Below are 21146 nucleotides of genomic sequence, written 5' to 3'. Positions count from 1 at the left end.
GCCCTCCCTTGCAGGGAGGGGAGTTATCTGGGGTGCGCCGCCCGCTTCAGCCGATCGTTGATCGCCACCCCGATCCCGCTCTCGGGCACCGGCGCCACCGCGATCGCTTCCGCCTCGGACGCATCCCCCCTGTGCAGCGCGTCGAACAGGTTCGCCGCGGCCTCGACCAGGTCGCCGCGGATCGAAAGCGTGTCGTCCCCCGGCACTGCACCGAAGCCGATCAGCCACTCGCCCGCGCGGCGCATCGTCGCATTCAGCCGCAAAGGCTTGGCCGGCGCATAATGACTGTCGAGTTGGCCGGGGGCAGTGATCCCCTCGTTCCCCTGCGAGGGCCGCGGGTCAGTCGCGGGCTGCGTCGTAACTGGGCCCCGGCCTTCGCCGGGAAACAGATCGGCTAAAGACAACGGCCCGGGCCGCAGCACCGTCCGCCCCTGCAAAATCGTCGACTCGATCCCCGCGCTCGTCGGCCCGTCGTCGATCACCAGCGGAATCCGCCCCGCCAGGCTCGCCGCGACATGCGCGGCGCGCGTCGGCGAGATCCCCCCGCTGGCATTGGCAGAAGGCGCCGCCAGCGGCACTCCGCTCGCGTCGAGCAGCGCCTGCATCGCGCGGTGATCGGGCACGCGGATCGCGATCGTCTCCAGCCCCGCGGTGACCAGCGACGCGATCCCCGCCTCCGCCCGCACCGGCAGCACCAGGGTCAGCGGCCCCGGCCAGAAACGCTGCGCCAGCGCCCGCGCCGCATCGTCGAACACCGCGACGATCTCGGCCGCCTCGAGATCGGGGACGTGCACGATCAGCGGATTGAAGCTCGGCCGCCCCTTGGCCGCGTAGATCCCCGCAACCGCCTGCGAATCGAGCGCATTGGCGGCGAGCCCGTAGACCGTCTCGGTCGGCACCGCGACGCATCCGCCGGCGCGAATCAGCGCCGCGGCTTCGGCGATCGCGGCCTCGCCGTAGGGTAAGATGCGGGGATTTGTCGGGGTCACGTGCGCGGCGCTATAGCGCGGAAAAGCAGACCACAAGAGAGGCCTTATGTTCACCCCCGCCACCGCCGAGCAGCGCTTCGTGCTTGAGCATATCGTCCGCCTGTCCGAGATCAGCCCCGAAGCCGCCGAAATGGCCGACGCGGTGCTCGACGGCGCTGGCGATTTCGCTGCGGGCGAATGGGCGCCGCTCGAACGGCTCGGCGACACCGAAGGCCCCAAATGGACCGAACAGGGCGTCAAGATGCCCGCCGGCTTCGCGGAGGCCTACAAGGCTTATGTCGAAGGCGGCTGGGGCACGATCGGCTCGCCCGAGGCCTATGGCGGCCAGGGCCTGCCGGTCAGCCTGTCGATCGCAGTGCTCGAGACGCTTGGCACCGCGAACATGGGCTTCGCGCTCGCCCCGATCCTCACCGTCGGCGCGATCGAGGCGCTGGTGCACCACGGCAGTCCCGAGCAGCAGGCGCACTATCTGCCCAAGCTCGCCACCGGCGAATGGACCGGCACGATGAACCTCACCGAGCCTCAGGCGGGCAGCGATGTCGGCGCGCTCAAGTCCAGGGCAGAGCCGGTCGGCGACGGAACCTACAAGATCCAGGGCACCAAGATCTTCATCAGCTTCGGCGATCACGACATGGCCGACAACATCGTCCATCTCGTCCTCGCCCGCACTCCCGATGCCCCGGCGGGGACCAAGGGCCTATCGCTGTTCCTCGTTCCCAAATTCCGCCCCGATGGCACGTTCAACGATGTCCGCGTCGTGTCGATCGAGCACAAGATGGGCCTGCATGCCTCGCCGACCTGCGTGCTCAGCTTCGGCGACCATGACGATTGTATCGGCGAGCTGATCGGCGGCGAATATGGCGGCATCCGCGCGATGTTCACGATGATGAACAATGCGCGGCTCAATGTCGGTCTGCAGGGCGTGCAGGTCGCCGAGCGCGCCACCCAGCGCGCGGTGGCCTATGCCCGCGAGCGCGTCCAGGGCGTCCGCGCCGGCGCGCCTGCGGCGATCCTCGAGCATCCCGATGTCCGCCGCATGCTGCTCCGCATGAAGGCGCAGACCCAGGCGGCGCGCGCATTGGTCTATTACGCCTTCGGCCAGCTCGACCGCGGCCATGCCGGCGACGCCGCCGCCAAGGCCCGCGTCGAACTGCTCACCCCGCTCGCCAAGGCGCATGCCACCGATCTCGGCAACGAAGTCGCCAGCCTCGGCGTCCAGGTCCATGGCGGGATGGGCTATATCGAGGAGACCGGCGCCGCCCAGCATTTCCGCGACGCCCGCATCACGCCGATCTACGAAGGCACCAACGGCATCCAGGCGGCCGACCTGGTCGGGCGCAAGCTGAGCATGGACAATGGCGGGACGCTGTTCGGCCTGCTCGCCGAGATGCGCGGCGACGCCGAGGATGGCGAACTGATCCGCCTGATCGACGCGTGCGAGGAGGTCGCGCGCAACCTGCTCGCCTCGGACACCGATGACCGCCTCGCCGCCAGCTACCCGTTCCTGACGATGCTCTCGGTCGCGGTCTGCGGCTGGCTGATGGAGGAAAGCGGCCGCATCGCCGCGCGCAGCGAGGGCGACCCGGCGTTCCTCAAGATGAAGTCCGCCGCCGCGCGCTTCTATGTCGGACAGATCGTCCCCGAGGCAATGGGGCTCAAGGCCGCCGCAATGGCCAAGGCGGAAATGCTGTACGCGCTGGATGCCGAGGCGTTCGTCGCCTGACTGCGCTGTTCCCCGGCGAAGGCCGGGGCCCAGTTGCCAAGGTGTTCATTGGGTAATCCCACCTCGCCGGTTCGCCGAAGCTGGGCCCCGGCCTTCGCCGGGGAACTTAGCCGGAAATAGTTTTCGCCTGGCCGCTACGCTTCCACACCCCGCGCAGCATCCGCCCGGCCAGCGCCGGCAGTCCCGGCCGCACGAACAGCCAGTCGCGGATCGCCGGGCCGGGCCGGGCGCCGATCACTTCCTTGTAGCCGCTGTCGCCGGCGCCCCAATCGACGGCGATGATGCCGTGCTCGATCGCGCGGGCAAGGTTGCGGTAGGTGAGCAGCTTGCCCGGCGAATGCCTGGCGAAGGCGGGATCGTAGCTATTGGCGATCGCATATTTGAGCGCGCCGGCGTTGAGGTCGAACGAGAAAGCGACGGGCACGCCGTCGACACGCAGCACCGCCGCCGACATCATCCCCGCGATCACCGGGTCGGCCGAGGCCGCACGCCAGAAGTTGCCATGACCTTGATGCGTGAACTTGGCGTCGGCGCCGTCGGTCCGCGCCGCGATCCAGCTCTTGCCTTCGATTTCGGCGAGCGCATCGAACACCGCCGCGTCCCAACCGGAAGCCGACACGAAGCTCCAGTCGAGTGCGCCGTGCGCACCGAGATGCTTCTCGTGGAAGCGGTTCTTCCGCAGCGTCGAGTTTCGCGGCCAGACGCCGTCGCGCCGCAGCGCCGCGATGTCGAGCAGCGCGCTCTCGGCAACGAAGCGGTCGAGCACTGCCCAGCCCTTGGCCACCCCGGCCTGGCGGAGCAATTCCAGCCCCGGATCGCCGTCATGTACCGGGCCGATCCGCAGCGCATGGGCTTCGCGCCCCAGCCGCGCGAGCAGCGCCTCGCCGACCTCGACGCCGGCATCGCCGCGCACCGGAAAGCTGCGGAACGGCCAATAGCAGCCGGGCACGCTCGCCAGCCGCAGCCAGCCCGGTCCCGCGCGCACGATCGGCAGGGCGGCCATGGCCTCGCCCTCGCGCGTCACGGTCAGCGTCCGCGCCGCGCCGCCATAGGCCTGCAGCGCCGCGGCGAACCAGCCATAGCGCAGGAACCGGTGCGACGGCGCCGCGCGCGCCGCGACCCGGTCGATCCCCGCCGCCAGCCCGTCGACGCAGTCCACCGTGAGCAGCGGCGGCAGGCGCGTGAATTCGTCGAGCAGCATCGGCCGGGTCATCCCCGCTTTGTAGGGCGGGAGCGGTTACCAATGCGTAGATCGCCAACCCCGCTTCACGCGGGCACGCGAGCCCGTCATACAGGGGCAATGATGTCCGGGCCCTATCTCTCCACCGTCGCCGACACGATCCAGAGCGCGATCGCGCCGGTGTTCCTGCTTGCCGGCATCGGCGCGATCCTCAACGTCATGGTCGGGCGCCTCGCGCGCATCGTCGACCGTGCGCGCAGCCTCGAGGAGATCCACCCGCGCTCGACCGGGCCCGAGCACGACCGCCATGTCTGGGAGCTGCGGCTGATCGACCGGCGCATCTCGGTGATCAACACCGCGATCTTCCTGTGCGTGTCGAGCGCGCTGGCCACCTGCTTCGTCGTCGCCTTGATGTTCGTGTCGCGGCTGTTCGGTCTGCATGTCGGCGCGATCGTCGCAGTGGCGTTCGTCGTGTCGATGCTGCTGCTGATGACCTGCCTGATCTATTTCCTCATCGAAGTCCGCATGTCCTTGGGCGCGATCCATGTCCGCGAGGAATTGCTCGAGCTCGAGCGCAAGTGAGCCCCGCCGCCGAGAAACGCCTGCTCCAGGCGGTGATGGCGCTGACTCTGTTGCTGCCGCTCACCGCTGCGATCGCCGGCGTCACCGGCGGCCCGCGCTTCCTCGGCCACCCGCCGCTGATCCCGACCGACCTCGACAGCCATTTCCGCTACGTGTCGGGGCTGTTCCTCGGCATGCTTCTGCTCTTCGCCGCGTGCATCCCCGCGGTCGAGCGCAAGGGCCCGCAACTGCGGCTGCTCGGCTTCATGGTCATCCTCGGCGGCGCGTTCCGATTGCTGTCGCTGGTGCTGGTCGGCATACCCTCGCTCGGCCACCGCATCGGGCTCGGCATCGAACTGGTCGAAGTGCCGCTGATCCTGCTCTGGCAGGCCCACGTGGCGCGGCGGTTCGCGACGCCTGCCTGAAACTTACCACCCCGGCCTTCGCCGGGGTGGGATGCCGCTACCGCAGCTTGCGCGGTCCGAGATCGGCCGGCGCGCTCGGCAAATAGCGCGGCGCCACCCGCGCATGCGTCGCCTGCTCGTACGCATAGCCGGCGCCGAGCAGCAGCCCGTCCGAATAGGCCGTGCCGATGAACGACAGCCCAGCCGGCAGCCCCTCGACCAGCCCCATCGGCACCGTCAAATGCGGATAGCCCGATACCGCCGGGAGCTCGCTCGCCGAGGGCCCGCTGAACTGGTCGCCATGCGCCGGATCGCTCAGCCACGGCGTGCCGTAGGTCGGCGTCACCAGGATCTGCGCATTCGCCGCCTTGAGCATCGCATCGATCCCCTCGGCTCCCGCCAGCCGCGCCGACTTCGCCCGCGCGCCGAGATATTCGGCATCCTTGATCCCGCGCGTCTTCTCGGCCCTGAGAAAGCTCTCCTGCCCGAAGAATGGCATCTCGGCATCCTTGTGCGCGTCGTTGAACGCGATCACGTCGGCCAGCGTCCGCACCTTGGCCGGCGTGCTCGCGAGATAGGCGGCAAGATCGTCCTTGAGCTCGGTGTAGAGCACCTCACCCTCGGCATCGCCGAGCCCCTTCAATTCGGGCATCTTCACTTCGACGAGCACCGCGCCCGCGCCGCGCAATTCCTCCAGCGCGCGCTCGAACCGCTGGCCAAGCGCTTCATCCATCTCGGGCTTCCAGTAGCCGACCCGCACCCCCTTGAGCGCGTCCGCCGACAGCCCCGCGGCATAGTCGCGGCGATATTTGTCGGTCCCCTTGGTCGCGGCGTCCTTGGGATCGCTGCCGACCATCGCCGAGAACAGGATCGCCGCATCCTTGACGCTGCGCGCCATCGGCCCGGGGGTATCCTGGCTATGGCTGATCGGCACGACATAGGTGCGGCTGACCAGCCCCAAGGTCGGCTTCAGCCCGACCAGCCCGTTCATCGCCGAGGGGCACACCACCGACCCGTCGGTCTCGGTCCCCACCGCGACCGCGGCGAGGCTCGCCGCCACCGCCGCGCCCGACCCGCTCGACGAGCCGCAGGCGGTACGATCGAGCGCATAGGGGTTCTTCACCAGCCCGCCGACCGCGCTCCACCCGCTCATCGAATGGTTCGAGCGGATGTTCGCCCATTCGCTGAGATTGGTCTTGCCGAGGATCACCGCGCCCGCCGCACGCAACTGCGCCACCAGCGGCGCATCGCGCCTCGTCCAATTGTCGGCAAGCGCGAGGCTGCCCGCGGTGGTCGGCAGCTCGCGCGTGTCGATATTGTCCTTGATCAGCACCGGCACGCCGTCGAGCGGCCCCCGCAGCCTGCCCGCCCTGCGCCGCGAATCGCTCGCTTTGGCCTGCTCGAGCGCATCGGGGCTGACCGCGATCACCGCGCGCAAGGTCGGCCCGCTGCGATCGATCGACTCGATCCGGTCGATCGCGATGCGAGTCACCTGCTCGCTGGTGCGCTCGCCTTTGGCCATCGCCGCCTGGAGTTGGTCGATCGACCCTTCGACCAGCGGATAGCCGGGCTCGGTGGTGCGAACCACGACCTCCTGTGCCGTGGCAGGCGCCGCCAGAATCATCGCCGCTGCCAGCAAGCCCAACTGCTTCATTCGCCACCCCCTCGATCGACCTGGCGGCCAGCCTAGGCACGCCGGCACGGCATCTCAAGCGCGCGTCACAGCCGCAGCCCGAAACGCGGTCCTGCCCAGACCATCAGCAGGTACAGCACCATGGTCAGCGCGCAGCCGAGCGCCAGCGCCACCCAGAAATTGGCGCCCCCGCGCAGCAGTGCCGGGATCAGCACGAACATCGGCAGCGACGGCAGCACGTACCAGAAGGTCGCGCCCGCATGCGCCGCCATGTTCTCTGCATCGGGCCGGTCGCGCCAAAGCCAGACCATCCCGAGCACCGAGACCAGCGGCAGCGACGCGATCAGCGCGCCTGCACCGGGGAAGCGCTTTGCGACTTCCGACGCGATCGCGATGACGATCCCCGACAGGGCCGCCTTGAGCAACAGATAGAGCATGCCGCAGCCATGCCATGGTTTCGAGTTCGTCGGAATGTCCGGCGAGGCGGTCAACGTTAAGGTCCAGACGCAACAACCCCCTTCCGTCACCCCCGCGAAAGCGGGGGCCCATCTCCCGCACTCGCCAAGATCATCCCTGTGGCATTCGCGACGCGTGATGGAGAAGGGTCCCCGCTTTCGCGGGAAGGACGGTCAGGAACAGGTGCCCTCGACTTAAAGACCCGCCTCCGCATCGAGATACTCCAGCACCCGCCCCAGCAGGCGTTCGCAGCGCGCGATCGTCTGCGGGCCGTCGCCGTATTCCCCGCGGTCGAGCAATTCGAACGCCTGCACCACCGACCCGCGCGGGAATTGCTTCCAGCTCAAATCGACCCATTCGGCGCCCTCCCCCGCGCCGCGCACATTCCAGAAATGGCATTCGCTGCGGACGCCCGTCCACACCGTGCCGCGCGCGATCTCGAAGTCGGGATGAAACCACTGTACGACCCGCGCGGTCGGATAGCATTGGCCGAGCGCCGGGTTTCCAGCCTCGGCGACGCCGAGATACGCAGTATCGGGCGCCCAGGACGCCTCGATCGCGCGCGCCAGCCGGGCGAGCGCGACCGCCCCGCCCCGCCACGGCGGATCCAGGCTGCAATCGGAGGGGAAGGCGTCCGTCATCGCCGCAGCATTGCCCAAGGCGGCCGCGACCGCCAGCACTCTCCTACCGCGCCAGCTCGACCTCCGCCTCGACCGACATCCCCGGCCGCAGCCGTGCCGCCGCCGGCTGGTCGGGATCGATCCGGATGCGCACGGCGATCCGCTGGGGCACCTTGACGAAATTGCCGCTCGCATTGTCGGGCCGGATCACCGCGAATTCGGACCCCGCCGCCGGCGCGAGCTGCTCGACCCGGCCGGTCAGCCGCTCGCCGCCCAGCGCGTCGACCTTGAACCGCGCCACCGCGCCGGGGCGGATCTTCGCGGTCTGCGCTTCCTTGAAATTGGCGGTCACCCAGAGCTGGCGCGGCACCAGCGACATCAATTGCGTGCCGGCGGTGACATATTGTCCCTGGCGCACCCCGATCTCGCCCAATTGCCCCGCCACCGGCGCGCGGATCACGGTGTTGGCAAGATCGATCTCGGCGAGCCGCAATGCCGCCTGCGCCGCTTCGACGCCCGCCTCGAGCCCGCCGCGGCCGACCTCGACGCTGCGGATGTCTTCCTGCGCGATCGTCACCCCGGCCTGGGCCTGGCGAAGGTCGGCCTGCGCCTGGCGCAAAGCCGCGCGGCTGGCGTCGCGCTCGCGATTGGCGACGAAGCCCTGTCGCGCCAGCGCCTCGATCCGGGCATTGTCGGCCTGCGCGCGGACCAGTTGCGCCCGTGCCGCCTCAACCCCGGCCTGTTGCGATCCGAAGGTCGCCGCCCGCGACGCCGCCTGTTGCGGGTTGTTGGCCAGCGTCGCGCGGGCCGTGGCGACATTGGCCCGTGCCTGCGCGACGCGCTGGCGGTAGATCCGGTCGTCGATCCGCGCGAGCACGTCGCCCGCCTTCACCGCCGCGAAATCCTGCACCGGCACCTGGGTGACATAGCCGCTGACCTGCGGGCTCACGATCGTGACCTGGCCGCGGACATAGGCATTCTCGGTCGATTGGGTCGTCCCCGCGAACGGCCCGATCCGCCACGCCGCGAGGATCGCGATCACGCCCGCGATCACGATCAGCCCCAATAGCACCAGCGCGATCGGCTTGGGCCGCGGCGGGTTCCAGCGCCGCGCTTCGGGCGCCGGCGGCGGGTCGCCGCCTTCGGTGACCGCCGCTTCGGCCTGCACCCCGGGCGCGGGCTCGATCGGCGGGGGGTTGCGGTCAGCCATTGCTCTCTGCCTCTGCTGCGATGCGCGCGAGATTCTCGCGGCGCACGCGGAAAATATGGAACGACGCCCACAGGATCGTCCCCACTGCGATCGCAGCGATCAACAGGAAGACGTCGTTATAGGCGAGGATGTTCGCTTCACGACTTGCTTGTTGCGCCAATATTGCCGCGCCCTCGGCCTGGCGCAGCGCCGGGTCGCCGAGCACGCGGCCATAAGCGCTCGCATTTTGCTGGACGCGCTGCGCGACCAGCGGGTCGGCGAGGCTCAATTGGGCAGTGATCTCGGCGCTGTGCGCGCGTTCGCGCACCACCTGGAAGGTGCCGAGCATCGCCGATCCGAACAGCCCGCCGAGATTCTGGGTGATCCCGAACAGCGCCGAGAAGCTGACGAAATGCGTCGGCCCCTGCTGGAGCGCACGGGTGAGCCCGACCAGCATCGCCGGGCCGATGAACAGCGCGCCGGCAAAGCCGAGCAGCGCCTGACTGACATACATGTCGTGCGGCCGGATCAGATTGGTCGAATCGGAGTCGAGCCATGCCCCCAGGGCAATCAGCGCCAGCGCGATCAGGATCGGCCGGCCGAGAAAGGTCGGGTCGATCGTCAGCGCGCTGACCAGCCCGCCCGCCGCAGTCGCAATCAGCACCACCAGATACAGCCCGCGCAACTGGTCGGGCCCCATCCCGACGACGCTCAGCAACCCGCTCGCGCCGATGCTCTGCTCGGACAGCACGACCCGGACGAGGATCGCGACCAACGCGAATCGGAGAATGTCGCCGCTTCCCAGCCAGCGCGTGTTGAGCAAGGGATTGGCCCGGTAATGCTCGATCACCAGCGCGATCGGGATCAGCACCAGCGCCGCGATCAGCGCCGGTGCGATCCACGGCGCCTCGAACCACCACAGGGTCCGCCCCATGCCGAGCACCGCGCACAGCAATGCCATCCCGCCGGCGAAGAGCGGGAAGCTGACAAAGTCCATCGGCTCGAACGCCTTCAGCCGCTCTACCGGCGGCAGCGCGAGCAGTCGCACCCCGGCAAGGCACAGCAGCGCCAGCCCTAGCTCGAACAGATACATCGTCTGCCAGCGATCGGGCTCGAACGCCTCGCTCGGGAACAGCCGCGCCAGCGGCACCGCGAGCTGGGGCAGCGAGATCGCCGCGACCAACCCCTTCAATCGATGCTTCGCCGGCACCGCCTGGATGAAATAGAGCAGCCCGACCGTGCTCAGCGCCGCCGCCGCGATCCCGCTGAACGCGCGCACCGCCACTGCCGACCAGAAGCTGTGGACGAACAGGTGCGCGGCCGTCGTCAGCACGAAGCCGACGAGGAAGACCTGTGCGAACAGCCTTATGCCGAACTGCTGACGAACCTTGATCAGCAACATGCTGGCGCAGACATTGGTCATCACATAGGCCGTGGGCAGCCACTGGATCTCGGCCGAATAGAGCCCGAGCGAGCCCTGCAGGTTGAGCAGGTTCGCCGTGACGATGCCGTTGCCCAGCGCGCCCGCCATCACCACCAGCGCCCCGACCGCGGCATAGGCCACCCGCCGCGCCGGCGGATGCCACGGCGTCGGCGGCGACCCTGGCATCGGCGAACGCTCGTGCGGCGCGGGCTGCCATTCGCCTTCGGAAGTGCTGCTCGTTGCCATAGCGAGATAAAGCGGTTGAGGGCGGTTCGATCCCTCCAGACCGCCCATTGCGGCCGTTGAAATGCGAGACAACTCGGCGGCAGCCGTCACGCTGCCGCCGAGCGGTAGCCCGTTAGCCGATCTCGGGCAGCGCGATGTGCAGATCCGCGCCGTTCTCGGCATGGAGCTGCAGCGAGAAGTGCGTCGCTGCCTCCGGTGCAACGAAATAGAAGAGCAGCGGCTGCGGCGTTGCGCCGAACACTTGTTCGGGCCCCCCGAACAGCAATTGCTCTCCCAGCGAAACGCCGTCGAAATCGAAGAATTTGATCTTGATCCCGATGCTCGCCGCGCTGCTACCGGTCTTGATGAAGCCGCGAACTATATGCGCCTTGCCCGGCGTTGCCGGGCATTTCGCCGTTTCCGCCTCGCAGGTCGCCGTCCCGGCACCGCCCTTGAGGCGAAGCCACGCTGCGACGGGTACGTCCTCGATCTGCGGCAATCCGCTGGTGGACTTGCCCCAGGCCGAGCCCGACCCGGCAACCGCGAACGACCATCCCTTGTGCGCGGAATTGCTGGCGGTTTGCGGATAGGCGGCAAGGCTCGCGAAGCTGGTGTCCACCCGCCCATCGAGGCGGCTGGGCTCATCATGCAGCCGCACCAGGCTCGTGCGCTGCGGCGCGCCCTGGCTCGGCTGAACATAGGTCGTGAGCTGGCACTGCTCGAAGCGTGCGCGCACGCCGCGGACGAGCGGATTATAGGTCGCGCCGCCGGCGCGCCATGGGCAGTCGCGGAATTCGACGTTCGAAAAGTCTACCACCGTCCGCAGGTTCGGAAGAAAGCCCTGCTGAAGTCCCGCTACCGATTTGACGACCTCGCCGAAGCCGGTGGTGCCCAGCCCGGCATACCGCACGATGCGGGTGTCCGAGATGCAGAAGGTGCCGTCGAAATTGGGACCGAGCTGGAAGCACGGCAGGTCGGCATAGTTGAAACCGAAATCCTGGATCTGGCGGAAGCTGACATAGCTGTGCCCGTCGATATAGGACGTACGGTACGTCTCCACCGTCGTGCCGACCAGATCCAGCCGGCCGCCGGTCACTTGCATAAGATAGCCGTGCCCGGGATTGGCCACATGCTCGAGGGCGCCGCCGATCAGCGCCAGTTCCGAGCCGTCATCGGCGAGGGTGAGCGACACGGCGTCCTCAGGCGTCGGATATCCGCTCCACGGCGCATCGGATCGGATCACGCCGCCGACGACCGTGATCTTGCCGTTCGGCTGCCGCATGTAGAGGCCGCGGACACAGTCCCGGATCTTGAGGCCGAAGATCGTCGATTCGCTGAGCGGCGCATTGATCGCCTCGTCGTCGCCGGCGACATAGGTTTGATCGGGAATGTCCCCTTGCGAAGGCAGCGCGCCGATGGCGAGGCCGATCCGCGCGCCGTTGACCTCGACATCGTGCATATCGAGATAGCCGGGGTACGGACGCTCGGGATGGTCGGGAGCCTGGAGAGCGTTCGTGTACCAGTGGATCCCGCACTCGTAATTGAGCTTGCGGTCCGCCTGCACGCGCAAGCCCTTATACTTGCTTTGTCCGCCGCGTAGGTCGACCACGCTCGCGCGCGCCGCCGTGCCGTTCGCCAGGAACAGCGAGCCGTCGAAATTGTGGGTGGCGCCTTTCGCATCGAAGCGGATCTGGTCGATGCCATACACGCCATAGGGCCAATAGGTGGTGAAATAGCCGTTGGCGCTGAGTCCGCCGGTGCGATTCAAGAGGCCGGCGACTGCGGCCTGGTCGTTTCCGCCGGTGCCGGTCGCGCCGTAATAACGCGGCGAGAGCGGCGCGTGCGCGACGTGTCGGAGCCAGCGGCCGGTACCGCCTTCGTCCGCCGCGAAGACGAGTCCGCCATCGGGGGCGGCAGTCGATCCGGCGGACCAGTGAAACTGGCCGCCACCGCCGTCGCCGAGCGACGAATATCCGGCGACGTCCTCGATCCGGCCGTCCGAGAGTGATGATTTCGGGAGCGCCGTCAGCGTGGCGATCGTTGCGAGTGTCATGCGATTCCTCTCGATTGGCGGCCAAGCTGACCGCGGGAGGAACCTAACAAGAACATGAATTCCTACATTGCAACATGCGGCTGCGCCGCACCGGGCGGGACACCACCGCTAGTGTCCACCGATTCCTCCCCCGGAAAATTTTTTCGGTTCGCGCTGTGTTCCCTTGCCTTTGCGGGACCCGAGGATTGACCATGCGTCGCGGCACATGGCGGTGGCGCGGCCTCCGCCAACCGAGTCATTTTAGCGATGAATCGTTTGGCTAACGGATGATTTAATCCTTGTGCGCGGACTCGGTTTGGCACAATCTGTAGTGGTAAGATTGAGGGGCAAGCTCAAGCACTGGTAGAACCACCTCCGCATCCCCATATGCGGGTTAGGGTCTGTCGTGTTCGGCTGCCGGCGCCGAGTTCATATTTTGTTCTCGCGCAAGGCCATGGCGATGTCTACCATTGCCGAGCCGCCCCGAGTCGCAACGAAGCCTCCCGGCGGGAGGCGCGTGCAGAGTCAAAAAGGGTCGGATGCCATGGAATTCAGGGACACGGAAAACAGCGTGAACGATACCGTCGCCGAAGCCACGATTGCCGCCGAAGCCAAGGCGAAGCCGCGCAAGGACCAGGACACGCGCAGCGTCGCGCCGTCGCTCTACACGCTCGAGGTCGATCATTCGCGCGACGCCTTGCTCACCGAGTTCGGCAAGGAGACGCTGCGCGACCGCTACCTCCTCCCCGGCGAGAATTACCAGGACCTCTTCGTCCGTGTCGCCTCGGCCTATGCCGACGACCAGGCGCACGCCCAGCGCATCTACGATTACATCTCCAAGCTGTGGTTCATGCCCGCCACGCCGGTCCTGTCGAACGGTGGCACCGGGCGCGGCCTGCCGATCAGCTGCTTCCTCAATTCGGTGCCCGACAGCCTTAACGGCATCGTCGACACCTGGAACGAGAATGTCTGGCTTGCCTCGCGCGGCGGCGGCATCGGCACCTATTGGGGCAATGTCCGCGGCATCGGCGAGCCGGTCGGGCTCAACGGCAAGACCTCGGGCATCATTCCTTTCGTCCGCGTGATGGATTCGCTTACCCTGGCGATCAGCCAAGGGTCGCTGCGCCGCGGCTCGGCCGCCTGCTATCTCGACATCTCGCATCCCGAGATCGAGGAGTTCCTCGAGATCCGCAAACCCTCGGGCGACTTCAACCGCAAGGCGCTCAACCTCCATCACGGCGTGCTCATCCCCGATGCCTTCATGGAATGCGTGCGCGACGGCGGCGAGTGGACGCTGCGCAGCCCCAAGGACGGCAGCGAGCGCGGCAAGGTCGATGCCCGTGCGCTGTTCCAGAAGCTGGTCGAGACCCGCCTCGCCACCGGCGAGCCCTATATCGTGTTCGCCGATCACGTGAACTCGAACATGCCCAAGCATCATCGCGATCTCGGGCTCAAGGTCTCGACCTCGAACCTGTGCAGCGAGATCACCTTGCCCACCGGCAAGGACCATCTCGGCAACGATCGCACTGCGGTCTGCTGCCTGTCCTCGCTGAACCTCGAGACCTGGGACCAGTGGAAGGACGAGAAGGGCCTGGTCGAGGACGTGATGCGCTTCCTCGACAACGTCCTGACCGATTATATCGAGCGCGCCGAGCCCGGCATGGAAAAGGCGGCCTATTCGGCCAGCCGCGAGCGCAGCGTCGGCCTCGGCGTGATGGGCTTCCATTCCTTCCTCCAGGCGCGCGGGCTCGCCTTCGAGGGCGCGATGGCCAAGTCGTGGAACCTGCGCATGTTCAAGCAGATCAAGCGCCAGGTCGACGAGGCGTCGATGCAGCTCGCGGTCGAGCGCGGGCCCTGCCCCGACGCCGCCGACATGGGGGTGATGGAGCGGTTCAGCTGCAAGATGGCGATCGCGCCGACCGCGAGCATCTCGATCATCTGCGGCGGCACCAGCGCGTGCATCGAGCCGATCCCGGCCAACATCTACACGCACAAGACGCTGTCGGGGTCGTTCTCGGTCAAGAACCCGTATCTCCAGAAGCTTCTCAAGGAGAAGTCGAAGGATTCGGAGGCGGTGTGGAACTCGATCCTCGAGCAGGGCGGCTCGGTGATGCACCTCGACTTCCTCAGCCAGGAAGAGAAGGACTGCTTCAAGACCAGCTTCGAGATCGACCAGCGCTGGCTGCTCGAGCTCGCCGGCGACCGTGCGCCCTATATCGACCAGGCGCAGTCGCTCAACCTGTTCATCCCGGCCGACGTCGAGAAATGGGACCTGCTGATGCTCCACTTCCGCGCCTGGGAGCTCGGCATCAAATCGCTTTACTATCTCCGCTCCAAGTCGGTCCAGCGCGCCGGCTTCGCGGGCGGCGTCGAGGCCGACAACACGCTCGAAAAGCCGCAGTTCAACCTCGGCGAGAGCACCGACTATGACGAATGCCTGGCGTGCCAGTGAGGTGGCGGGGGTAGGCCGCCCTGAAAACCCTTCTCCCCTTGTGGGAGCGGGAGGGGCCCGCGCCGCGCAGCGGCGTGGGAGGGTGAGGGGGAATGCAGATGGCCTGACCAAGCGCCAGTTGCTCCCCGCCGACACGGTCAAACGCTCGCGCGAATTGCGCCGAAGCTCCGGTCCGGTCGAGAAAGCGCTATGGGCCACGCTCCGCCGCACCTTCCTGGAAGCACGGTTTCGCCATCAGGTCCCGTTCGGCCCCTATCATGCCGATTTCTGCTCCCACGCGGCGAAGCTGATCGTCGAGGTCGATGACGCCACGCACGCCGACCGCCGCGATCGCGACGCGAAGCGCACGGCGTTCCTCAACGACGAAGGCTATCGCGTGCTGCGTTTCTGGAACAATGACGTGATGGGCAATGTGGAAGGCGTACTGGCGGAGATCGCCCGGAATTTGCCGCCGGCACTGCGGGGAAGCTTTACGTGATACGGCCCCCTCACCCTTCCGCGGCTTCGCCGCTCCCTCCCTCTCCCACAAGGGGAGAGGGATTTGGGACCCCAATCTCCCTCTCCCCTTGTGGGAGAGGGAAGGGGCCCGCGCGCGAAGCGCGTGGGAAGGGTGAGGGGGACTTAGGTCTCGAGGCTAAATCACCCCTCGGACTCTTCCTCTTCGAAGGTCACCGCGACGTCGGCATTGGCGCTCAGCCGGACCTTGTCGCTCTCGACATCGGCGACCAGGCCGAGCGAGATGTAGTGGTGGTGCCCCGCGTGCGAACCCTCGGCACCCTCGACCTCGGCGCCGCTGTCCTTCTTGGTCAGCTTGATCCGCTCGCCCTCGACATGGTCGACGGTGCCGACATGGACGCCGTCGGCGCCGATGACTTCCATATGTTCCTTGATTGCGCTGGTGTCGGCCATGAGACTGCTCCTTGGTTTGGTTCGGCTCGGCAACGCACGAGTGCCGCGAACGATGCAGGAGATAGGAAATGATCCGCTTGCGTAACAGTGCCGCCCTCGCGCCTTTGATGCTGCTCGCCGCATGCGCGACACAGGTGAGCAGCGCGGTCACGCCCCAGGCGCCGGGCTTCCTGCTCGGGCTGTGGCACGGCTTCATCTTCCCGGTGGCGTGGTTCCTCAGCCTGGTGATGCCCGACGTCGCGGTCTATGCCGTGCCCAACAATGGCGGCTGGTACGATTTCGGCTATTTCCTCGGGATCGTGGTGTTCGGCGTCGGCGCCAATCGCGGGCGCAAGGTGGTCTATCGCGACCGCGTGATCCGCGAAGGCCGCCGCACCACGGTGATCGAGCACGAATGACGCGGAGCCTCGCCTTGATGGCCGGGCTGGCCGGTGCCGCGGGCTTGGGCGGACTGACGACGCTCGTCCGCCCGTCGCTGACCCGCGCCGCCCTGCGCCTGCCCGACACGCAAGCGACCGGCTATGCCCTGCGCATCGCCGGCATGATGCTGTTCGCGCTCGGCCTGTTCCTCGGCGGCTTCGCGGCCGTCGCGACGGTGGCGGGGGCGGCATGAGCAACACCTTCGCTCTGGGCTTCATCGTCGTGGCAGGCGTGCTGATCATGCTGTCCGGCACGCACATGATGCTCAAGCCCGCCTTTCAGCGGCATCCAGATCGTCCGCCGCGCTCGCGCCAACTCGTCCGCACATGGGGCTTCGTCAGCTTCGTGGTGGGCGGCTTCGCATTGTTTTCCGCTATTTCTCAGTTCGTCTCGGAGTAACCCGAATGCCTCTTCTCGAAGCCCGCAAGACCTACAAGCCGTTCGAATATCCCTGGGCGTTCGAATTCTGGAAGCGTCAGCAGCAGATCCACTGGCTGCCCGAGGAAGTCCCGCTCGGCGAGGATTGCCGCGACTGGGCGCAGAAGCTGTCGGACCACGAGCGCAACCTGCTCACCCAGATCTTCCGCTTCTTCACCCAGGCCGATGTCGAGGTGCAGGATTGCTACCACGAGAAATACGGCCGCGTGTTCAAGCCGACTGAGATCAAGATGATGCTCGCCGCCTTCTCCAACATGGAGACGGTGCACATCGCCGCGTACAGCCACCTGCTCGACACGATCGGCATGCCCGAGAGCGAGTACGGCATGTTCCTCGAATATAGCGAGATGAAGGACAAGCACGACTATCTGCAGAAGTTCGGCGTCGACACCGACGAGGACATCGCCAAGACGCTGGCGATGTTCGGCGGCTTCACCGAGGGGCTCCAGCTGTTCGCCAGCTTCGCGATGCTGATGAACTTCCCGCGCTTCAACAAGATGAAGGGCATGGGCCAGATCGTCAGCTGGTCGGTCCGCGACGAGAGCCTCCACTGCGAGGGCATCATCAAGCTGTTCCACACCTTCGTGAAGGAGCGCGACTGCCTGACCAAGTCGGTGCGCGAAGCGATCATGGACCAGTGCCAGACCACCGTCCGGCTCGAGGACGCGTTCATCGACCTCGCCTTCGAGCAGGGCCCGGTCAACGGCATGACCCCCAAGGAGATCAAGAAGTACATCCGCTACATCGCCGACTGGCGCCTCGGCCAGCTCGGCATGAAGCCGATCTACCTGATCGACGAGCACCCCCTCCCCTGGCTCGCGCCGCTGCTCAACGGCGTCGAGCACGCCAATTTCTTCGAACAGCGCGCCACGGAGTATTCGAAGGGCGCGACGCGGGGGAATTGGAACGAAGTGTGGGATTCGTTCGACAAGCGGCAGAAGGCGAAGGTGCTGCCGGTGGCGAACGAGGACGCGAGCGGCGAGGGGGATATGTTCGCGAAGGCGGGGATTGCGGCGGAGTAGGCTTGCCGCGCGTGGGATTAGCGCAAGCTAATCCCCGCTCCTCGGCGGCAAACCCGGCCGGCGGCGCCAGCAGCGCCGACCGACGACAGCACGGGCTTTGCCCGTGCCGCTTCTCAACTTTCCTCCTCCTCAATATCGCGCAACAGTTCCAAATGCCTAATAAGCCGCGCGTATGAGGCAGCAGTTACATCGCCGATCAAACGTAGCTCTGCTTTGCAATTTTGTCCCAACGGCAACGTAATAAGCTCCCCAGCGTGTGGAGCCGCCCGGAGTGTGGGAGCCAACATCCCGGGATGAGGGCTCTCCTCAGAAGGAATGGGTACGGCATCCTCCGGGGTTTCCACAGAATGAACCGTTGAAGCGCTTGAGAGCGCCGGGAGGTTTGAAAGGGTGTCTCGCAGTGTCTCGATAAGTTCGTCAGCGCCCGCTGTCGAGAAACCCTCTTGTCTAATCAAGAACGCCTTGATGGGATCGTCGGAGCTAGGAACCCTTCCCCCAAACTGCCCTACTATTCTTTCGAAAATTTCTGGCTTCATGGCAGCCTCATGGAGGGCTTCTGCCTGTTCGCGCTCATTCATAGGCTGCAAAATTCGCATAGCTAGGTCACTGACGGCCACGTCGCCACGCAAACCGTCTATCAGCCCGTATTGCCTCAAGGCTCCTATTGCGCTTGCTGCGGCTCCGCCACCGCTACCCGAATAGCCAATCACTTTCGCTGCCGAATCCACGTCTATCTTCGCCTGATGAGCCCCAGCGAACATTTTACGCGTCATTTCAATGGCTTTTGATAAGCCATGCCGCGGATATCTTGGACTGCGCTTAGCCATTGCCGGCTCCTCATATAAGCCTCTCGGAACGCGCCCCGCCAGGCATGCGAAAGCTTATAAGCTAGATCCAATTTAAGAGCAATATTTTGCGTTTCCGACCTTATTGACCGAATATTCCCGACCGGCGTCGATATGAAAAGCGCAAAAGCGCGGTTAATGCTTGTGGGAAGCTGCGGATCGTGAGATATAGCAATAGGGACTCGAGCCGCCGTCCAAACGCGGAACACCCGAGTCACCCATCCTGCCAAGGAGGCCGGGGTCCAAACCCGGCCTCCGCACTATAGCTATTCGCTTATCGAAGAGCAATTCGAGAGCTCACACAGTCACCCCGGCCTTGTGCTGGGGTCCACTGCGCCGCCGGGCGACACCACCAGCGGCGCCAGCCCTAGCCCCACGCGTATATCCGCGATCAACATGCTGCCTGAGATCGGTCCTGGGGAGCTGCGATTTAGCTCCTCGGATACCGCCGCCGCGTATGCAGTACGGCAAGCACGTCGATCTCGGCCTCCGAAGCAATCGCATAGACGATCCGATACGGCAGCCCGACCACCGAGAACTCGCGCGTACCCTCGACCAGCCCAGCGCGCCCAAGCATCGGAAACTGCCCGAACATCATCGCCGTCTGCACGATGCGAGCGATCACACGATCCGCCGCGCGTTCGTCGTCCTCGGCAATCCAGTCCCGGATCGTCTCCAGGTCGGCCCGCGCTTGCGGTGTGAAGCTAACGTTCAAGCTTGAGGTCGCGCAGCACCTTCTCGACGGGAATCATCGCGCTCCGGTCCCGCGCCTGCGCCAAGCCACGCTCGACCTTGGCGCGCTTCCACGCATCATAGCCCGGCTCGGCGGGAGCATCGGCATCCTCGACCTTGTCACGCGGATCGATGGCAGGCTTCATGCCTTGGATATACACCTGAATCCGCGGCCGAGGAAGGCAGCTACCAAAGTAGGATTTCGCCTGATACGCCCGAGGCGACTCGCCAACGGGTCCGCTCTTTCAGACAGTGAGGTCGATCCCCCCAAACAGGGTGTCGCGCAGACGTCGCGTGCGTGTCGCGCGTGCGGCGCCGCGGTGGCGCGAAGCCGGCGCGCCGGTGTCGCGTGGATGGCGCGCAAGTGTCGCCGACATGGGGCGCAGGTGTCGCGCAGGCGTCGCGTCGCCGCCGCTTGCGTGTCGCCTCGCCGTCGCGAAGCCACGCAAGCTCTCAGCGTTTCACACCGCGGCTTCGGAAAACCCGCGCCAGACGCGCAACTTTGACAACTTCGCCGCCACAACTTCACGGATCGGCGCGGCCATGAGGCCCCCGCCCCTCCGCACACCCTCAGCGGAAATTGTCGGCATAGGCCTGCAGCTTCAGCTTGCGCTCCGGCGCCGGCACCACGTGATAGGCATAGCCCTCGCGCTCGGCATGCGCCTTGGCGGCCTCCAGGGTCGGAAAGCCGATGCGGACCTGGTTCGAAGTGTCGCCGCCGCCGTTCCAGCCGGTCAGCGGATCGGCTTCCTGCGGCTTGACCGGCTCGAATTCGAGCATCCACAGATCGGTGCGCGCGCGGCCCGACTGCATCGCGTTCTTCGGGCGCTGATAGATACGGGCGGTCTTCACGTCTTGCCTCCGAGGGTGTTGCTGAAGCCTCTAACGCGCCGCGGCGTTCCTTGCATCAGCCTTTTTGGTCCTGAGCGTCGCCGAGGCACCCGCCGGATCGTCAGGCCAGGGATGCCGCGGATAGCGCCCGCGCATTTCCTTGGCGACTGCCGCCCAGCTCCCCTTCCAGAAGCCCGGCAGGTCGCGCGTCGTCTGGATCGGGCGGCCGGCGGGCGAGGTGAGGCTGAGCACCAGCGGCGTGCCGTCGCCGAGCGTCGGATGCTCGGCCAGCCCGAACAGCGCCTGGACGCGCACCTCGACCGTCGGCCCGCCCTCGGCGCCATAGTCGATCGCGTGGCTCGATCCGGCCGGCGTCTCGAGCCGCGCCGGGGCGAGCCGGTCGAGCGTCTTCTGCCCATCCCAGCCGAGCAGATTCTGCAGCGCCTGGGTCAGCCCCTCGGCCGCGACCGCGTCGAGCCGGCGCTTGCCCTCCAGCAGGGGCGGCAGCCAGTCGTCGAGCGCGGCGAGCAGGGCGGCGTCCTCGAGCGTATCGATCCCGGCGAAACGCGCGCGCAGCCGCAGCGCCTGCGCGGTGTCGGACCAGGGCAGCAGCGCCAGCCCGTGCACGCGCACCGCTTCGAGCAGCAAGGCCGCGGTATCGACCGGCCCGCTGTCCGGCCCCGACGACAGCCGCAGCGCGCCGAGCCGCCGCTCGCGCACGGCCTCGACTCGGCCGGTGGCAGGGTCGAAGCTCGCCGAGCGCCGCGTCTCGATCCGGTCGCCGAACAGCGCCTCGATCGTGGCGAAGTCGATCTCGGCCGCCGACAGGATTCGCGCCCCCGCCGCCATGCCCTGCGTCTCGGCGACCGCGAGCCATTCGGCGCGGGCGAGCGGCGAAGTTGGGTCCAGCCGGAAGCCCCGCCCGCCGACCGACGCCCAATGCTCGCCGGTCCCGTCGCGGCGCTTGGCGATGCGATCGGGGAAAGCGAGCGCGATGCAGGTGGAAATCTCCTCTTCCCTTCCGCTTGCGGGAGGGGTCGGGGGAGGGGCTGAACCGCGAGG

23 protein-coding genes are annotated in these 21146 nt (G+C 66.9%); 9 read left to right on the top strand and 14 right to left on the bottom strand.

What is annotated here, in order from left to right; all coding sequences use genetic code 11:
- Nucleotides 1-23: 23 nt before the first annotated feature.
- Nucleotides 24-989, bottom strand: a complete 966-nt coding sequence (locus tag AC3WJI_RS19455; protein WP_492758952.1) for an L-threonylcarbamoyladenylate synthase — start codon at nucleotides 987-989, stop codon at nucleotides 24-26.
- Nucleotides 990-1035: 46 nt separating this feature from the next.
- On the opposite strand from AC3WJI_RS19455, the gene AC3WJI_RS19450 reads away from it, so the two are divergent.
- Nucleotides 1036-2712, top strand: coding sequence for an acyl-CoA dehydrogenase family protein (locus tag AC3WJI_RS19450; RefSeq protein WP_492758951.1), 1677 nt, complete (start codon nucleotides 1036-1038; stop codon nucleotides 2710-2712).
- Between the two features lie 106 nt (nucleotides 2713-2818).
- On the opposite strand, the gene AC3WJI_RS19445 is transcribed toward AC3WJI_RS19450, so the two are convergent.
- A complete protein-coding gene (locus tag AC3WJI_RS19445) occupies nucleotides 2819-3925 on the bottom strand; it encodes a GNAT family N-acetyltransferase (RefSeq protein ID WP_492758950.1) in 1107 nt (368 codons plus the stop codon).
- A 90-nt stretch (nucleotides 3926-4015) separates the two neighbouring features.
- On the opposite strand from AC3WJI_RS19445, the gene AC3WJI_RS19440 reads away from it, so the two are divergent.
- Nucleotides 4016-4474, top strand: a complete 459-nt coding sequence (locus AC3WJI_RS19440; protein ID WP_492758953.1) for a DUF2721 domain-containing protein — start codon at nucleotides 4016-4018, stop codon at nucleotides 4472-4474.
- Entirely contained in the window at nucleotides 4471-4878 is a 408-nt protein-coding gene (locus AC3WJI_RS19435) for a DUF4345 domain-containing protein (RefSeq protein ID WP_492758949.1), read from the top strand. Before AC3WJI_RS19440 ends, AC3WJI_RS19435 begins: the two co-directional genes overlap by 4 nt.
- Before the next feature lie 37 nt (nucleotides 4879-4915).
- Here AC3WJI_RS19435 and AC3WJI_RS19430 read toward each other — a convergent pair whose 3' ends face one another.
- The 6 genes from AC3WJI_RS19430 to AC3WJI_RS19405 form a co-directional block, all read right to left on the bottom strand.
- A complete protein-coding gene (locus tag AC3WJI_RS19430) occupies nucleotides 4916-6511 on the bottom strand; it encodes an amidase (protein ID WP_492758948.1) in 1596 nt (531 codons plus the stop codon).
- Between the two features lie 65 nt (nucleotides 6512-6576).
- Entirely contained in the window at nucleotides 6577-6927 is a 351-nt protein-coding gene (locus AC3WJI_RS19425) for a DUF3147 family protein (RefSeq protein WP_492758947.1), read from the bottom strand.
- Between the two features lie 213 nt (nucleotides 6928-7140).
- The gene (locus AC3WJI_RS19420) at nucleotides 7141-7587 is read right to left on the bottom strand and encodes a YunG family protein (RefSeq protein WP_492758946.1); all 447 of its coding nucleotides are present in this window, start codon (nucleotides 7585-7587) and stop codon (nucleotides 7141-7143) included.
- A 43-nt stretch (nucleotides 7588-7630) separates the two neighbouring features.
- On the bottom strand, nucleotides 7631-8776 hold the full coding sequence (locus AC3WJI_RS19415) for an HlyD family secretion protein (RefSeq protein WP_492758945.1): 1146 nt from the start codon (nucleotides 8774-8776) through the stop codon (nucleotides 7631-7633).
- Complete coding sequence (locus AC3WJI_RS19410) at nucleotides 8769-10424, bottom strand: MFS transporter (RefSeq protein WP_492758944.1); 1656 nt, start codon at nucleotides 10422-10424, stop codon at nucleotides 8769-8771. Before AC3WJI_RS19410 ends, AC3WJI_RS19415 begins: the two co-directional genes overlap by 8 nt.
- Nucleotides 10425-10536: 112 nt before the next feature.
- Complete coding sequence (locus tag AC3WJI_RS19405) at nucleotides 10537-12456, bottom strand: putative phage tail protein (RefSeq protein ID WP_492758943.1); 1920 nt, start codon at nucleotides 12454-12456, stop codon at nucleotides 10537-10539.
- Nucleotides 12457-12979: 523 nt separating this feature from the next.
- Between AC3WJI_RS19405 and AC3WJI_RS19400 the strand changes: the two genes are divergently transcribed.
- On the top strand, nucleotides 12980-14887 hold the full coding sequence (locus AC3WJI_RS19400; protein ID WP_492758942.1) for a ribonucleoside-diphosphate reductase subunit alpha: 1908 nt from the start codon (nucleotides 12980-12982) through the stop codon (nucleotides 14885-14887).
- Nucleotides 14888-14969: 82 nt separating this feature from the next.
- Nucleotides 14970-15365 (top strand): endonuclease domain-containing protein, encoded by a 396-nt coding sequence (locus tag AC3WJI_RS19395; protein WP_492758941.1) that lies wholly within the window; start codon nucleotides 14970-14972, stop codon nucleotides 15363-15365.
- Nucleotides 15366-15526: 161 nt separating this feature from the next.
- On the opposite strand, the gene AC3WJI_RS19390 is transcribed toward AC3WJI_RS19395, so the two are convergent.
- Entirely contained in the window at nucleotides 15527-15796 is a 270-nt protein-coding gene (locus AC3WJI_RS19390) for a DUF2171 domain-containing protein (protein WP_492758940.1), read from the bottom strand.
- A 68-nt stretch (nucleotides 15797-15864) separates the two neighbouring features.
- On the opposite strand from AC3WJI_RS19390, the gene AC3WJI_RS19385 reads away from it, so the two are divergent.
- The 4 genes from AC3WJI_RS19385 to AC3WJI_RS19370 are packed head-to-tail and all read left to right on the top strand — an operon-like array spanning nucleotide 15865 to nucleotide 17676.
- Complete coding sequence (locus AC3WJI_RS19385; protein ID WP_492758939.1) at nucleotides 15865-16194, top strand: hypothetical protein; 330 nt, start codon at nucleotides 15865-15867, stop codon at nucleotides 16192-16194.
- Nucleotides 16191-16409, top strand: a complete 219-nt coding sequence (locus AC3WJI_RS19380) for a hypothetical protein (RefSeq protein WP_492758938.1) — start codon at nucleotides 16191-16193, stop codon at nucleotides 16407-16409. Before AC3WJI_RS19385 ends, AC3WJI_RS19380 begins: the two co-directional genes overlap by 4 nt.
- Nucleotides 16406-16615, top strand: a complete 210-nt coding sequence (locus AC3WJI_RS19375) for a hypothetical protein (RefSeq protein ID WP_492758937.1) — start codon at nucleotides 16406-16408, stop codon at nucleotides 16613-16615. Before AC3WJI_RS19380 ends, AC3WJI_RS19375 begins: the two co-directional genes overlap by 4 nt.
- 5 nt (nucleotides 16616-16620) lie before the next feature.
- The gene (locus AC3WJI_RS19370; protein ID WP_492758936.1) at nucleotides 16621-17676 is read left to right on the top strand and encodes a ribonucleotide-diphosphate reductase subunit beta; all 1056 of its coding nucleotides are present in this window, start codon (nucleotides 16621-16623) and stop codon (nucleotides 17674-17676) included.
- A gap of 113 nt (nucleotides 17677-17789) precedes the next feature.
- Here the strand turns inward: AC3WJI_RS19370 and AC3WJI_RS19365 are convergent, their stop codons facing one another.
- The 5 genes from AC3WJI_RS19365 to AC3WJI_RS19345 all read right to left on the bottom strand — a co-directional run.
- Nucleotides 17790-18503, bottom strand: coding sequence for a hypothetical protein (locus AC3WJI_RS19365; protein WP_492758935.1), 714 nt, complete (start codon nucleotides 18501-18503; stop codon nucleotides 17790-17792).
- Between the two features lie 448 nt (nucleotides 18504-18951).
- Nucleotides 18952-19236 carry a type II toxin-antitoxin system RelE/ParE family toxin gene (locus tag AC3WJI_RS19360; protein WP_492758934.1) on the bottom strand — a complete coding sequence of 95 codons (285 nt, stop codon included), beginning with the start codon at nucleotides 19234-19236 and terminating at the stop codon, nucleotides 18952-18954.
- On the bottom strand, nucleotides 19226-19399 hold the full coding sequence (locus AC3WJI_RS19355) for a hypothetical protein (protein ID WP_492758933.1): 174 nt from the start codon (nucleotides 19397-19399) through the stop codon (nucleotides 19226-19228). Before AC3WJI_RS19355 ends, AC3WJI_RS19360 begins: the two co-directional genes overlap by 11 nt.
- Before the next feature lie 424 nt (nucleotides 19400-19823).
- Complete coding sequence (locus tag AC3WJI_RS19350) at nucleotides 19824-20105, bottom strand: ETC complex I subunit (RefSeq protein WP_492758932.1); 282 nt, start codon at nucleotides 20103-20105, stop codon at nucleotides 19824-19826.
- Nucleotides 20106-20135: 30 nt separating this feature from the next.
- The coding region (locus AC3WJI_RS19345; RefSeq protein WP_492758931.1) for an ATP-dependent helicase C-terminal domain-containing protein at nucleotides 20136-21146 on the bottom strand (1011 nt) is incomplete at its 5' end.

This window comes from Sphingomonas sp. FW306-1B-B10E (genome assembly GCF_058782005.1).
Note: the sequence above shows the minus strand (reverse complement) of the source record. Positions and strands in the feature narration are given on the sequence as shown.